Annotated in this window: 12 protein-coding genes; 1 reads left to right on the top strand and 11 read right to left on the bottom strand. The window is 66.7% G+C overall.

Annotated elements, in window-relative coordinates; all coding sequences use genetic code 11:
* Positions 1-1,071: 1,071 nt before the first annotated feature.
* Positions 1,072-1,875 carry a hypothetical protein gene (locus ACJ8AN_RS27045; protein ID WP_407758366.1) on the top strand — a complete coding sequence of 268 codons (804 nt, stop codon included), beginning with the start codon at positions 1,072-1,074 and terminating at the stop codon, positions 1,873-1,875.
* Between the two features lie 534 nt (positions 1,876-2,409).
* On the opposite strand, the gene ACJ8AN_RS27040 is transcribed toward ACJ8AN_RS27045, so the two are convergent.
* Genes ACJ8AN_RS27040 through ACJ8AN_RS26990 form a run of 11 tightly spaced genes read right to left on the bottom strand, consistent with a single transcriptional unit; the run spans position 2,410 to position 12,148 of the window.
* Positions 2,410-3,549, bottom strand: coding sequence for an acyl-CoA dehydrogenase family protein (locus ACJ8AN_RS27040; RefSeq protein ID WP_407758365.1), 1,140 nt, complete (start codon positions 3,547-3,549; stop codon positions 2,410-2,412).
* On the bottom strand, positions 3,546-4,607 hold the full coding sequence (locus tag ACJ8AN_RS27035; RefSeq protein ID WP_407758364.1) for a M20/M25/M40 family metallo-hydrolase: 1,062 nt from the start codon (positions 4,605-4,607) through the stop codon (positions 3,546-3,548). Before ACJ8AN_RS27035 ends, ACJ8AN_RS27040 begins: the two co-directional genes overlap by 4 nt.
* Positions 4,594-5,475 carry a [LysW]-aminoadipate kinase gene (locus ACJ8AN_RS27030; RefSeq protein WP_407758363.1) on the bottom strand — a complete coding sequence of 294 codons (882 nt, stop codon included), beginning with the start codon at positions 5,473-5,475 and terminating at the stop codon, positions 4,594-4,596. Before ACJ8AN_RS27030 ends, ACJ8AN_RS27035 begins: the two co-directional genes overlap by 14 nt.
* Positions 5,472-6,251, bottom strand: coding sequence for an SDR family NAD(P)-dependent oxidoreductase (locus ACJ8AN_RS27025; RefSeq protein WP_407758362.1), 780 nt, complete (start codon positions 6,249-6,251; stop codon positions 5,472-5,474). The genes ACJ8AN_RS27030 and ACJ8AN_RS27025 overlap by 4 nt, the downstream gene beginning before the upstream one ends.
* Positions 6,229-7,230: a sulfotransferase gene (locus tag ACJ8AN_RS27020; RefSeq protein ID WP_407758361.1), complete on the bottom strand. Its 1,002-nt coding sequence runs from the start codon at positions 7,228-7,230 to the stop codon at positions 6,229-6,231. The genes ACJ8AN_RS27025 and ACJ8AN_RS27020 overlap by 23 nt, the downstream gene beginning before the upstream one ends.
* 50 nt (positions 7,231-7,280) lie before the next feature.
* Positions 7,281-8,141 (bottom strand): family 3 encapsulin nanocompartment shell protein, encoded by an 861-nt coding sequence (locus tag ACJ8AN_RS27015; RefSeq protein WP_407758360.1) that lies wholly within the window; start codon positions 8,139-8,141, stop codon positions 7,281-7,283.
* Between the two features lie 42 nt (positions 8,142-8,183).
* A complete protein-coding gene (gene argC, locus ACJ8AN_RS27010; protein WP_407758359.1) occupies positions 8,184-9,221 on the bottom strand; it encodes an N-acetyl-gamma-glutamyl-phosphate reductase in 1,038 nt (345 codons plus the stop codon).
* A complete protein-coding gene (locus ACJ8AN_RS27005) occupies positions 9,218-10,060 on the bottom strand; it encodes a RimK family alpha-L-glutamate ligase (RefSeq protein WP_407758358.1) in 843 nt (280 codons plus the stop codon). Before ACJ8AN_RS27005 ends, argC begins: the two co-directional genes overlap by 4 nt.
* Positions 10,061-10,080: 20 nt before the next feature.
* Positions 10,081-10,275 carry a lysine biosynthesis protein LysW gene (gene lysW / locus ACJ8AN_RS27000; protein ID WP_407758357.1) on the bottom strand — a complete coding sequence of 65 codons (195 nt, stop codon included), beginning with the start codon at positions 10,273-10,275 and terminating at the stop codon, positions 10,081-10,083.
* Positions 10,275-11,282 (bottom strand): transketolase family protein, encoded by a 1,008-nt coding sequence (locus ACJ8AN_RS26995; RefSeq protein WP_407758356.1) that lies wholly within the window; start codon positions 11,280-11,282, stop codon positions 10,275-10,277. Before ACJ8AN_RS26995 ends, lysW begins: the two co-directional genes overlap by 1 nt.
* Complete coding sequence (locus ACJ8AN_RS26990) at positions 11,279-12,148, bottom strand: transketolase (RefSeq protein ID WP_407758355.1); 870 nt, start codon at positions 12,146-12,148, stop codon at positions 11,279-11,281. Before ACJ8AN_RS26990 ends, ACJ8AN_RS26995 begins: the two co-directional genes overlap by 4 nt.
* Positions 12,149-12,317: the final 169 nt, after the last annotated feature.

Here is a 12,317-nt window from a genome sequence, read left to right as displayed (position 1 = left end):
CTGGGTGCGACACACATGCTGGTACAGCGCGGCTAGGTCAGCATGCCCAGCTTCATGCAGCATGAGGGCTGCTGAGGTGGGAACCTTCCCAAAGTCTCCATAGCGGCGAAGCAGCTCTGCATGACGCTTGAGGTGACAATCGGGAAATCCCACCTCCTGGCAGTCCCCCTTGCCAGTTGCGTCCTTCGCTAGCGTGCACTGGGAGTGAAGCGCAGTGAGCGAATGAGAATGCGGGCAAGGGCTCTCTGTCGTGTATCTCAAGAGGAGCGAAGCGCTCGTGAGTTGGCGCACCTCAAGCGGTGCCAGCCCTCGTAAAATGCGCAAGACCTGCACGTCCCGTTGGCGCTGAAAGAGCACTGTTCCAATCAAGAGCTGAAACAGGGCTCCCGGACTTCCCTCCCGTAGGGCCGCAGGCTTCAGCGCGAAGTGACCCAGCCGATCCGGACAGCAGAACATCGCGAGCGTTCCAGGGTCGTCTCGTGTACCGAAGTACGTTCGTAGATACCAAGCGACGACGTCAGACGTTGCGCTGTATTGAGCTCGCGTTGGAAGTATCATGGCGCTGGTGTCAGCCGCTGCCTTTAATTTCGTATCCGTCCGCAGGAGGGGCGCCTTAGCAGGAACGGTGCAGCTCGCCTTCATCCTGAGGTTCCTGCAGAAGGTTCTACCCGACTCCCTGACGAGTCGCCCAGCTTTGTACGCCGCGTATCGACGAGTGCTACGCCCAAGCCGCTGTCGTCTTCTCATGTACCCGGCCACCCCCCGGACGGCAAGGCCGCAGAGGGCGCCTTCGCCGCAGATGAACTGGACGGGGCGAGCGGCCGGAGGTAGCCTCCTCTGGGCGTGTTCGCTGATGCGAGCCGTCGATGCTGGTCGCCTGTCCGGCGCCAGAGCGTGCGCGAGCCCAGTCCGGGCGTACAGCGCGACACGGTGACTGCCGTGCGGAGAGAGAAGAGCGATGAAGCTGAAGTGGGTCTCGCATTTGAGACGTGCTGGCTCCCGTCCTGCTTGGGCGTTGGGTTGGGTGGGCTGAATTCTTGAGCGGAGTGGTGGAGCGGAGTGGGAAGTAACATGACTAAGCAAATGTCAGCCCAGCTCGTATTGCCAGGCGCGGGGTTAGATACACCCGATAAAGGAAATGCTGCCGCCATGCCGCAGCTGAGGCCGTTCTTTGGATACTACGGTGGCAAGTGGCGCGATGCGTTGAAGCATTACCCCCGACCTCGCTTTGACACGATCGTCGAGCCGTTCGCTGGGTCTGCAGGCTATGCTCTACGGTACGCCGATCGACGAGTAGTTTTGTGCGAGATCGACCCGATCATTGCAGGCGTGTGGCAGTACCTGATCAGCGTGAAGCCTAAGGAAATCCTCTCTATTCCGGATCTCCCACTCGACGGATCTGTCGACGACCTTAAGATCAGCCAGGAAGCGAAATGGCTTGTTGGCTTCTGGCTCAATCGTGGCGCGGCGAATCCTCGGAAAAAGCCGTCGAAGTGGATGCGTGACCGGATTCGGCCGGGATCTTTTTGGGGCCAGCGGGTTCGCGAGACTATTGCTTCCCAGGTAGATGCTATCCGTCATTGGAGAGTCTACAACTGTAGTTACGCAGACTGCCCCATGCTCGGCCCTGCAACGTGGTTCGTTGATCCTCCATATGAGAAAGCCGGAAAGCACTACCGGTTTGGCTCGGACGGGCTGGATTACAGCGCTCTTGCCCTCTGGTGCCGCTCACGCTCCGGTGAGGCCATTGTCTGCGAGAACGAAGGTGCCACTTGGCTTCCTTTTCGGGAGCTAGCAGATGTCAAAACAACCCGCTCAGGTCATAGATCCAAAGAGATGATTTGGATGCGATCCTTCGAGGAGCCCCTTGAATAGCGGTAGCTTCGCATTGCAGGGCGAGCAGAATCGCGGCCGTTGCCCGAAAGGCGGCGATGTAAGGCGTAATGCGCTCCGCTCCGACCGATGCTCGAGACGAGCACTTCAGCCGGAGTAGCGCATTGGCTTCCGAGAACCTATCCACTGGAAGATGGCCGCTGAACGGGGACTGCGGAGCGTGCCGACCCTCGACTTGCGCCTCGAGCCGCGCCATGACGGCTGCATATTCTTCAGTGCGCAAGTCAAGGCACTTACCAGCAGCAATCTGTCGTGCCTGTCAGTTTGATGGGCTAATCCCCTTCAGGTAAATCCACGAAGGCACGACCCTCGTGACGAGAAGACGCATCGCAAGGCGTAGCCATGCAGCACCGTTCGGCAACTTTGCTGAAGGGGATTAGGGTGTCGCTCTTGCAGCCCAGGCTCCGCGCCGCTGTGGACGGCTGTGCCCGCTCCCGCCGTGTTCCGAGGCCCCACATTCCGTCTCGCCCACCGGTTCAGGGCGAGTCAGCGTGCACTGTCATCAGCGGCCCGGCGCTACATCCCCGCGGTCTGGGCGATGATCTCCTTCATCATCTCGGAGGTGCCGCCTCCGATGGTGAGCATGCGCACGTCCCTCCAGGCCCGCGCGATGTTCGTCTCCTCGATGTAGCCCATGCCTCCGTAGAACTGCTGACAGTCGTAGGCCACCCGCTGCGCGAGGTCCGCCGTGTACAGCTTCACCATGGAGATCTCCTTCAACGGCCTCCGCTTGCGTTGGAAGAGATCCACCGTGTGATAGGTGAGCTGCCGGGCGGCTGCCACCGAGGTCAGGTGCTCGGCGAACTTGTGGCGCCACACCTGGTACTCGATGAGCCTCTTTCCGAACGCCTCTCGCTCGCGGCCGTATCGGATGGCTTCCTCCAGCATCCGCTGCATCATGGCCACGGCGTTGATGCCCGTCACCAGCCGCTCGCCCTGGAAGCTGTTCATGATGTGGAAGAAACCGTCGTTCTCCTTCCCCAACACGTAGCGCGCGGGAATGCGGCAATCCTCGAAGAACAGAATCGCCGTGTCCGAGGAGCGGTGGCCCACCTTGTCGAGCTTCTTCGACACCGAGAAGCCCTTCACGTCCGTGGGGAACGTCACCAGCGAGATACCCGCGGCGCCCGGGCCCCCGGTCCGCACCGCCAGCACGAGGAAGTCCGCCCGCGTGCCATTCGTAATCCACATCTTCGAGCCGTTGATGACGTAGTCATCCCCGTCCCGCCTCGCGGTGGTGCGCAGGTTCGCCAGGTCCGAGCCCGCTCCCGGCTCACTCATCCCGAGCGCGGCGATCTTCTCTCCCGCGAGCGCCGGGGCGAGGAACTCGCGCTTCTGCTCCTCGGTGCCGACGTCGTTGATGATGGGCGTGGCCATCTGGCCCTGGACCATCAGTGCCATGCTGACGCCCGCGTTGTCGCTGCGCGCCAGCTCCTCGGCGAAGACGGTCACGAACCAGTAGTCCAGCCCGCTGCCGCCGTACTTCGGATCATGGTGGATGCCGAAGAGGCCCAGCTCGCCGCACTTCTGGAAGAGCTCTCGCGGAAAGAGGCCCGCCTGGTCCCATTCCAGGGCGTGGGGAGCCAACTCCTTCTCCACGAATCGCCGGACTGTCTTGCGGAATGTGTCGTGCTCTTCGGTGAATGGATGACTCATGGCTTGGTGGGCAGCAGCGCGAGCACGCGCGAGAGCACCGCGACGCCTTCCTCGTATTCGTCGAGGCCGATGTGCTCATGGGGGGTGTGGTCCAGGGAGGAATCTCCAGGGCCGTAGGCGAGGGTGGGCACCTGCCACGCCGCCGCCACGGTGTTCCAGTCGGACGTCCCCGTCTTCAGCCGGAGCGTGGGTTTGGCACTTCGCTCACGGATGGCCTTCTTGAACGCGCGCGAGAGCTCATCGTTTCCATCCGTGCTGACGGCGCCCTTGTTGGAGAGCGCCTTCACACTGACGCCGGGAACGCCGCCCAGCAGCGCCAGCAGCCGCTCGCCATCGGTGGAGGGCCCGGTGCGGACGTTCACGCTGGCCCGGGCCCACTCCTCGGTGTCCGTCGAGCCCGTCTGGATGGACGTCAGCGAGGGGAGGTTCTGCTCGAAGAGCGGGCGCTCGCGGTTCCACGCGTCGCAGTCGGTGCGCAGCGCGTTCCAGGCCTCGACGATGTGCTCGGCGGCGGCGCGGTAGTCGCGGCTCGCCGTATGACGCCGGCTCGCGCGGTACTCGAGCTCGGCCCGCACGAGGCCCTTGTAGCCGATGGTGATGGCGTGGGCCCCGCTCGGCTCGCCGTTGATGACGAAGTCCGGACGGTAGCGCTCGCGTACGTGGAACGCGCCGCGGGTGATGGCCACCTCCTCCTCGACGCACCCGAGCAGCAGGAACTTCTTCCCCGCGCGCTCGCTCTCGTCGAGCAACTCCACGGCCTCGATGAAGGCGCCAATGGCTCCCTTGGCATCCACGGTGCCGCGCCCGAAGAGCCGTCCGTCTTCTATCCGCACCGGCACCTCTCCGGGCACCGTGTCGATGTGCCCGAGCAGCGCGATGCACGTGCCGCCCTCGCCGAGGCTCGCGATGGTATTGCCCACCTCGTCGGTGTGCGCGCGCCAGCCTCGCTGCTCGAGCCGCTCCGCCAGCGCGCGGGAGAAGGCCTGCTCGTGGTGGCTGGGGCTGTACTGCTCCACCATCCACTTCAGGAATTCGATCGTCTTCTCACGGGCCTGCATGGGCAGCCTCCTTCCGGGGGAGGGTGAATTTGGTTCCGGACTCCTCGGTGAGGGCGACGAACACCGGGCGGGGCACGCGGGAGGCGCTCACGTATACCGAGGGGACTCCGCCCTGGAGCGCCTTGCGCGCGGCGTCCAGCTTGTACCGCATGCGTCCGGCGGCCAGTTGCATGCAGCCCTCCACGTCGTCGCTGTGCCGCACGAGCGTCAGGGGCTCGTTCGGGTTCTCCAGCAGCCCGGGCACGTTCGACAGCATCACGAACGCACGGGCGCCGAGCGCGGTGGCGATGGACGCGGCGATCTGATCCGCGTCGGCGTTCACCAGCACGCCCTCCTCGGTGATCGCGGGAGGGCAGAGGACGGGCACGTAACCCTGGTCCAGCAGCGTCGCCAGGAGGCTCGTATTCACCGAGGTGATCTCCCCGGCGAGGTGCTCCCGGTCGATGCGGACACGCCCTCCGTCATGGATCTTCAGTGGGGGCCGGCGCCTGGCGATGAGCATTCGTCCGTCCGCGCCGCAGAGCCCGACTCCGGGGATGCCTCGCTCGCCGAGCGCCAGGATGACGCGTTTGTTCACCTCGCCCACCCACGCCATCATCAGGACGCGCAGGGTGGCCGCGTGGGTGAGCCGCACCACGTTGCCGGTGGGCGTCGTCACCTCGGGGCGCTCGAGCGAGAAGGCCTTCAGCACGCGCTCGCCCGCCTCCGAGCCGCCATTCACCACGACGACGCGCTCGCCCTGGCGGATGAGCTCCGCGACATCGTTGCAGACGTTCTCGAGATCAACCCCCGCGGCTCCGCCGATCTTGACCACGATGGGGCGGCCGTCCGGGACCTCCGGGTTGTTGGGAAGGGATGGGGCGCTCATCCGATCACACTCGCGCCGCCATCGACGAGCTGCACCGTGCCGGTGATGAACGAGGCGCGCTCGCTGGCGAGGAAGGCGGCGGCGGCGGCGAACTCCTCGGGGAGCCCCACCCGGCGCAGAGGAATGTGGGCCGCCATGGCGCGCAGCCCGGCGTCCACGTCCCCGTCGTTGTTCGTCCCGGCGGTGCGCTCCACTGGAGGCGTGCGGGTGTAGCCGGGGGCGAGGACGTTGACGGTGACACCGCAGTCCCCGAGCTCCTGCACGAGCGCGGACGAGAACCCGACGATGCCCAGCCGCGAGAAGCCCGAGAGGGCGAAGCGGGCCACGGGCCGCACGACGGTCTCCGAGGTGATGAAGAGCAGGCGCCCCCAGCCCGCCGCCTTCATGTAGGGGAGGGCGGCCAGGGCCAGGCTGATCGGCGGCAGGAGCACCGAGTCCAAGGCGTCCTTGTAGGCGCCGAGCTCGAACTTCGTCGCCGGGCCCGGAGGCGGCCCGCCGCTGTTCGTCACCGCGATGTGGAGCGCTCCCAGCCGGCCGGCCACGTCCTCGACCCAGTGGCGGACGGCGTCGGGATTCTTCAAGTCCACGGCGGTGGTGAGCACCCGGCCCCGGGCGAGCTCCTTCAGCCGGCGCTCCGCCTGCGAGAGCTTCTTGGGGTCACGCGCACCGATGGCGACGTGGGCTCCTTCCTTCGCCAGCTCCTCGGCGACGGCGAGCCCCAGACCACTCGAGCCTCCCGCGATGAGCGCGACCCTACCTGTCAGTCCCAGTTCCACGGATATCCTCCCTGTCGCTGCGGGTCGCGGTCTCGGAGCGCACCTGCTCGCGGGCCTGGGTGCGCTTGGGTTGGAAGTAGCCGTAGCGGGCCATCAGCGGCCAGGACAGCGCCTGGGTGATGTTCCTCGCTCGCGCGGGGAGCTCCTTGCGCCAGGCATCGTCCTCGGGACGCAGGAGCGTGGGTCCGCTGCGGAAGCGATCCGGATTGCCGGTGACGGTGTGGTTCCTTCCCAGGTGGACGGTGCGCCCCTGGACCGGATTGGCCGCGTCCCGCGCGCCGACATGCTCGAGCAGTGCTCCCACCACGGAAGCCGGCTCGGCGATGAAGTCCTCGTAGCGCAGGAAGAACGCGCGCTCGGGGTAGCGCTGGATGACGGCCTCGGAGGCGAGATTGAAGCCGACCCAGTAGCTGGTGCTGCGCAGCGCGGACATGGGGACGACGTATTGCTTCGTCTTCGTCCACGAGTGCGTGGCGGCGCGCGGATCCCTCACGAGGTAGAGGTAATAGGGCGTGATTCCTTCAACGTGCGGAAGGAGCGCCGCCTCGGACGGGAGCTTGCCACTGTCCACGAGGGTGTGGCTGTCCGTCGCTCTCGCGATGGCGTGGTAGGCCCGGCTCAGCGTGGCGGCGTACTCACGGACGTCCTCCGAGCGGGTGCCGTCCCGGAGGATGCTCCACGTGTGCCGGGTGCGCACGGACCTCGTCTGGCGCTTCACGACCTCCCGAGCATGGGACACGGGAGTGCTACCCGCGGGGGTCTCCTCCTCGAGCACCTTCGACCAGACACCACAGCGGGTGAGTGCCTCGCCGCAGCCGCAGAAGGTGTTCGAGCCGTTGCCGTAGGCATTCTTCCAGAGGAAGCTGAGCTCGCCAGTGTGAAAGAAGCCCTTCACCTCGTTGAGCACGTTTCCAAGGATGGTGCTGCCATTGCGGCACCAGCCGGTGATGTAGAGAACCTTGATGTTGGATTGAGACACGAGCGCCCCCTGTGCGCACTGCCTTGGGTGTCTTTGGAACCGTCCCGCCGTCAGGCCAGCGAGGCTACGTAGAAGTGCGTGGGCAGGTGGACGACGAGCGCCTCGTAGATCTCCCCGCACACGGCCAGCCCCTCGCGCGGGAAGATGCCCTTGGGGGGCTCGGCGAAACGGATGACGGAGCGGCCGCTATCGAAGATGGTGGCCGCGGCGGTGTAGTCCCCGACGATGACGGTGCCCGGGTTGACCATGCGCGCGCGAGCGATGCGCACGCCCATGTCCGCGAGGTCCTTGAGCAGGCTGCCCTGCCCGACGAAGTAGCGGTAGTAGTCCTCCGGGTTCATCAGGATGCCGTCGGCCGAGCCGCCCACCTGCTCGACGCGATTGCACGCCGCCAGCAGCGAGGCCACGGGCGTCTCGCGAGCCGCCAGCCGGGTGACGCCCGGAGTCTCCAGCAGGCCGCGCACGCGCTCGCCACCGGGGCCGCGAGCGAGCGCCTGGTTCTCCGCGGTGCACAGGCGCACCAGCAGCCGGTAGTCGATGAAGGTCGCGAGCGCCTCCGGGTCGTCCAGCAGCGCGGGGTTGATCTGCACCCACGCCGTGGTGGGCTTGAGCTGCGTCTTGTCCGAGTGGAACTCGAACGTGGCCTCCTGCCGCAGCTGCGCGTCGATGACGTGCTCGGTGGGCGCGGACTGGGGACGGGTCTCGTACCAGTATTTGACCTGCTGCTGCTCCGACTTCACGACCTTGAAGAGGCCCCGCACCGCGATGCGGGGACGGCGCTTGAAGCCCGGGAACGAGTCGGTGATCGTCGTGGAGAACTCCACGGACGCCTTCGTGCCCTGCGCGATGACGGCGTTGGCAAAAGCCCGCCCGGGGGACAGCTCGGTCCCCGCAGTACCATTCGTGCTCATGTGTTCACCTTTGTGTTGGAAGACTTCGGACAGCGAGAGGCTTCAGATGGGATGCAGACCTCGGAAGCCGAGGCCCTCGGTTTCCGCGCGGCCGAGCATCAGATTCATGGCGTGGACGGCCGTGCCCGCCGCGCCCTTCACGAGGTTGTCGATCGCCACGTTGACGACGATCCGGTTCCTCTCCGTGTCCACGTCCACGGCGAGGTCGCAGTAATTCGTGCCCTGCAGCGGCCCGGGCTCGGGGAAGGGCGAGGCGCTCGTATTGGGCCGGAGGAGCCGCACGAAGGGCTTCTCGCGGTAGGCCATCGCGATCGCGCGGAGCGGCTCGGCCTCGTCGAGGGGCCTCGAGGCGAAGCAGTGCACCGTGGAGAGGATGCCGCGCACGCTCGGCACGGCCGTGGCGCTGAAGTGCACACTCGGGCGCGTCCCTGTCACCCGCTCGACGATGTTCTCGATCTCCCCGGTGTGCCGGTGCCCCACCGCGCGGTAGCAGCGCAGGGCCGAGGCGCGCTCGGGATGATGCGACGCGCGATCCGGTGTGGCACCACCGCCGGAGGAACCCGTCTTCGCGTCGACGACGATCTCCGGCTTCACCAGGCCCGCGCGCACCAATGGGAGGATTCCCAGCAGTGAGGCGTGCGCCATGCAGCCGGGCACCGCGACATAGCGGGCCTCGGGCAGCTCGCTGGCGGTCCACTCGGGGAGGGCATAGACGAACCCGGGCACGTCCGCGGGCCGCGGGTGCTTCTTGTACCAGCGCTCGTGGTCCACCGGCTCCAAGCGGAAGTCCGCGCTGAGGTCGATCACCCGGCCCGCCAGCTCACGCACCCGGGCCCAGCGGTTGATGAGCCCGCCCTGGGGCATGCAGCTCACGAGCAGCTCACATGGCTCCAGCGCGTCGTGCGGGACGAAGCGCAGCGAGCTCATGCCGCGCAGGTTCGGATGCGGGTAGTCCAGCCGCTTGCCCGCGAATTGATCCGAGGTGGCCTGCACCACCTCCACGCCGGGGTGGGCCAGCAGCAGCCGCAGCAGCTCGCCGCCCGTGTAGCCCGAGGCCCCCAATACCGCCACGCGCGTCATGGGTGCACCCCGATGGCGTACTCCGCGATCAGCTCCGGCAGCGGAACCCGGGTGATCTCAATGCTTCGCGCGAACTCCACGCAGTGGTTGATCTCGTTCACGAGAATCTCTCCGCTTCGCGTCTCGAGCAGGTCCACGGCCGCGATGTCCGCTCCCACGGCCGCCGCCGCGCGCTCGGCGAGCTTCGCGTGTGCCTCGGGTACCTCGTACCGCTCGGGAACGGCTCCCCGTGCGGTGTTCGTCACCCAGTGCTCCGAGCGCCGGCGGATGCCGCCCACCGCCCTGCCCATCACATAGACGCGCAGGTCATAGCCGGGCTTGTCGATGTACTGCTGCTCGAGCGCGACATGGTCCGAGGCGCTTCCGGTTTCGAAGCGCATCTGCATGAGGCCCTCGGCCGCGCTGCGCCCGTCGATCCGCGCGACCATGCGCCCCCATGAGCCCACCGCCGGTTTCGTCACCACGGGATAGCCCCGGCGTTCGATCTCCGCGACGCAGGCCTCCTCCTCGAAGCCCGCGAACGACCACGGCATGGGGACTCCGTGCGCCGCCAGCGCCAGGTTCGTGAGGATCTTGTCCCCACACGTGGCGATGGCCCGGGCGCTGTTCACCACGCGCGCGCCCTTCACCTCGAGGATCGCCGCCAGATAGCGGGAGCGGGTGAGCGACATGCTCCGCATCAGGACGACGTTGCCACTGGATCCGCGCTCCGCGTCCAACGGCAGGACGAGGTCGGAGTCCTGGCGGAGCTCGACGGCGCAGTCCCTCTGGCGGAGCGCGTCGAGGATCATCCGCTCCTCGGTGCGCAGCCGTGTATAGACGAGATCGATCTTCTTCATGGGGGGTGACGAGGCGCCGGCTACTCGCCCCAGTCCTCCTCGACCTCGGGGGCCTCGGCGAGACGCAGGGGCTTGATGCCCACCACCTCGAGCTCGGCGGAGCAGCCCTCACACGTGAGGACCTCGCCCTCCAGATAGGTGTCTCCGAGAATCTCGAAGGCACACGTGGGGCAACCGTTGATTCCCGCGGCATCCAGCTGCTTTTGCACCTGCATCAGTTCCTCCTTGTGGACAGTGAAGTGAGAACGCGCTCGGCCACCGCCGCCCCGTCGAGCCCGTGCCCGCGCAGCAGCGATTCATGGGAGCCCGCGAGCGGGTCGTAGCGATCCTGGATGCCGATGCGGATCACCCGCCGGCCGAGCCCGTGGGCGCACACGGTCTCGCAGACCGCGCCGCCGAGCCCGCCGAGGATGTTGTGCTCCTCCACCGTGACGAGCAGCCGCGTGCGCTCCGCCGTCTCGAGGAGTGCCGCCTCGTCGAGCGGCTTGAGCGTGTGCATGTTCACCACGCGCGCCGAGACCCCTTGGGACTCCAGCCGCTGGGCGGCCTCCAGCGCGACGGAGACGCCAACCTCGCCGTGGGCAATCACCCCCACGTCCGAGCCCTCCCGGAGGCAGAGCGCCCGGCCGAGCGTGAAACCTCCGCGGTGTTCTTCCAGCCGGCTCACCCGGTTGCGGCCGAGCCGCATGTACACGGGGCCGTCGTGGTCGATCATCGCGCGCGTGGCGAGGATCGTCTCGAGGCCGTCCGCGGGGGAGAGCACCGTCATCCCCGGCATGGCCCGGAGGATGGCCAGGTCTTCGATGGCATGGTGGGTGGGCCCGAAGAACGCACCCGAGACACCGCCGTAGTCACAGACGAGCTTCACATTCGCCTGGGGGTAGGCCATGGCGAGCCGCACCTGCTCACACGCCCGCATCGCCCCGAAGGGCGCGAAGGTGTGGGCGAAGACGATGTGCCCCACGTGCGCCATGCCGCACGCCATGTCGAGCATCGTGGCCTCGCAGATGCCGAGGTTGAAGTAGCGGCCCTTGTGGCGGGCCTCGAAGGGGTCTCCTCCGCCGCCGAGGTCCGCCTCCAGCAGCACGAGGCGGGAATCCTGCTCGGCGAAGCGCGCGAGCGCGTGCCGGAAGATCTGCCGGTTGGAGAGCGTGGGGTTTTCCCGGAGCCAGGCCTCGGGGGTGGCCGCGAGATCCGCGCCGCTCGTCTGGGTCTCGCTCACGGGGTTTCTCCCATGGACACGAGCGCGCGCCGGAGCTGCTCGGGGGAGAAGACCGCGTAGTGCGGGCCCTTGCCCTTGAACATGGGGACGCCCGCTCCCTTCTGCGTCCGGGCGACGATGGCGCGTGGGCCGTTCCCCGCGGCGGGAGCCTCCAGGGCCTGGCAGAGCGCGCCCAGGTCGTGCCCGTCCACCTCGAGCGCCTCGAAGCCAAACATGAGCAGCCGGTCCGTCAGCGCCGCCTGCGAGAGAATCGACTCGGTCGGTCCGTCATTCTGTCCCCCGTTCCGGTCGATGATGATGGTCAGGTTGGACAAGCGCTGATGCGAGGCGATTTGAAGGGCTTCCCAGTTGGAGCCCTCGCCCATCTCCCCATCACCACAGATGACGAAGACACGGTTGGACAGGCCCTTGAGCCGGTACCCGAGCGCGAGCCCGGTGCCCAGGCCCAGCCCATGCCCCAGGCTTCCGGTGGAGAAGTCCACCCCGGGAACCTTCGCATTCACATGGCCCGTGAAGGGGCTGCCCTCCGCGTTGTAGCGCCGGACGAGCTCCTCGGGGTCGAAGAAGCCGAACGCGGCCAGGGCGGCATACAGTCCCGCCGCCGCGTGTCCCTTGGAGAGGATGAGGTGATCGCGTCCCTCCCAGCGGGGCTCGCTGGGATTGATTTTCATGACGCGGCCCAGCAGGGCCACGAGGATTTCCGTCAGGGAGAGCGAGCCTCCGAGATGGCAACCGGAGGGGGTCGCCGCGAGCCGGACGATGAGCCGCCGGATATGCCTTGCATACACTTCGAGAGGGACGAGGCCGTCGCCGGGGGGACGCTCAAGGCGTACGTCTGTCGTTGCTGCGGGCACCGAGCGAGTCATGATTTTTTTGGGGGGGGACGAGGCAACTCGTGACTTCGAAGTGTCGCGAGCAACTCTATAAAAAAATGAGAGAGACTTCGTCAATGTGTGAAGTTAGGCACCAATGTAAAAAAAAAATCCGACATTGGCCAGCCGCTGAGAAAGTGTTAGGGATTTCTCCCGCAAAGAC

Origin of the sequence: Archangium sp. (genome assembly GCF_045802675.1) — a bacterium.
GTDB lineage: Bacteria > Myxococcota > Myxococcia > Myxococcales > Myxococcaceae > Archangium.
The sequence above is the reverse complement of the archived record's forward strand: the minus strand, read 5'-3'. Positions and strand labels throughout refer to the sequence as shown.

Coding starts and splice junctions, on each gene's coding strand:
- ACJ8AN_RS27040 (WP_407758365.1), bottom strand. CDS start 3,549: ATGAGTCATCCATTCACCGAAGAGCACGACACATTCCGCAAGACAGTC.
- argC (WP_407758359.1), bottom strand. CDS start 9,221: ATGACGCGCGTGGCGGTATTGGGGGCCTCGGGCTACACGGGCGGCGAG.
- ACJ8AN_RS27015 (WP_407758360.1), bottom strand. CDS start 8,141: ATGAGCACGAATGGTACTGCGGGGACCGAGCTGTCCCCCGGGCGGGCT.
- ACJ8AN_RS27030 (WP_407758363.1), bottom strand. CDS start 5,475: ATGAGCGCCCCATCCCTTCCCAACAACCCGGAGGTCCCGGACGGCCGC.
- ACJ8AN_RS26990 (WP_407758355.1), bottom strand. CDS start 12,148: ATGACTCGCTCGGTGCCCGCAGCAACGACAGACGTACGCCTTGAGCGT.
- ACJ8AN_RS27035 (WP_407758364.1), bottom strand. CDS start 4,607: ATGCAGGCCCGTGAGAAGACGATCGAATTCCTGAAGTGGATGGTGGAG.
- ACJ8AN_RS27045 (WP_407758366.1), top strand. CDS start 1,072: ATGACTAAGCAAATGTCAGCCCAGCTCGTATTGCCAGGCGCGGGGTTA.
- lysW (WP_407758357.1), bottom strand. CDS start 10,275: ATGCAGGTGCAAAAGCAGCTGGATGCCGCGGGAATCAACGGTTGCCCC.
- ACJ8AN_RS27005 (WP_407758358.1), bottom strand. CDS start 10,060: ATGAAGAAGATCGATCTCGTCTATACACGGCTGCGCACCGAGGAGCGG.